The organism is Bradyrhizobium sp. LeoB3 (genome assembly GCF_055456055.1).
Map to the genome: position 1 here is coordinate 1 of NZ_JBVBEF010000388.1, position 420 is coordinate 420.

The 420-nt window shown below is 37.4% G+C and carries 1 protein-coding gene; it reads right to left on the reverse strand.

Annotation, left to right across the window (positions count from 1 at the left end; genetic code table 11):
• Positions 1-420: hypothetical protein (locus tag ACZXDY_RS46460; protein ID WP_464350096.1), on the reverse strand; the 420-nt coding region annotated here is incomplete at both ends.

A 420-nucleotide genomic window follows, 5' to 3' on the forward strand; every position in this document is an offset into this window, starting at 1 on the left:
AATTATCTGGGCCATGAATATATTTTTTGTACATTTCTTCTGTGTATTTTTGCCACCTCTTCTTAATATCTTCTGCTTCTGTTAGGTCCATCCCATTTCTGTCCTTTATTGAGCCCATCTTTGCCTGAAGTGTTCCCTTGGTATCTCTAATTTTCTTGAAGAGATCTCTAGTCTTTCCCATTTTATTATGTTCCTCTATTTCTTTGCTTTGATCACTGAGGAAGTCTTTCTTATCTTTCCTTGTTATTCTTTGGAACTCTGCATTCAGATGCTTATATCTTTCCTTTTCTCCTTTGCTTTTTGCGTCTCTTCTTTTCACAGCTATTTGTAAGGCTTCCTCAGACAGCCATTTTGCCTTTTTGTATTTCTTTTTCTTGGGGATGGTCTTGACCCCTGTCTCCTGTACAATGTCACAAACCT